1 protein-coding gene is annotated in these 529 nt (G+C 67.3%); it reads right to left on the reverse strand.

What is annotated here, in order from left to right; genetic code table 11:
* Positions 1 to 529 (reverse strand): alpha-amylase family glycosyl hydrolase (locus IPZ69_RS46800; protein WP_268835912.1); only part of this gene is annotated, 529 nt, incomplete at both ends.

A 529-nucleotide genomic window follows, 5' to 3' on the forward strand; every position in this document is an offset into this window, starting at 1 on the left:
TTCCGAGACCGGGTGGCACGATTCCCTGCGGACCGCCATGAAGATGCGGGGCATGACGGGGAAGTGGAAGGCCATGTGGCATTCGTCGCCGCCGGACTGGTAGTCGCCGAAGTAGTCGACCACGTCCTCCGGCCACTGGTTCGCCTCGGCGAGGAGCACGGTGTCCGGGTACAGGGCGTCGATCTCGCGGCGCACCCGCCGCAGGAAGGCGTGGGAGGCCGGGAGGTTCTCGCAGTTGGTGCCCTCGGCCGCGTAGAGGTACGGCACCGCGTCCAGCCGGTAGCCGTCGATGCCGAGGTCCAGCCAGAAGCGGAGGGCGGCCAGGATCTCCTCCTGCACGGCCGGGTTCTCGTAGTTGAGGTCCGGCTGGTGGGAGAAGAAGCGGTGGAAGTAGTACTGGCCGCGGACCGGGTCGTAGGTCCAGTTGGAGGCCTCGGTGTCGACGAAGATGATCCGCGCGTCGGCGTACTTCTTGTCGTCGTCGGCCCACATGTAGTAGTCGCCGTACGGCCCGTCGGGGTTCTTGCGG

The organism is Streptomyces olivochromogenes (assembly GCF_021538895.1).
Lineage (GTDB): Bacteria > Actinomycetota > Actinomycetes > Streptomycetales > Streptomycetaceae > Streptomyces > Streptomyces olivochromogenes_A.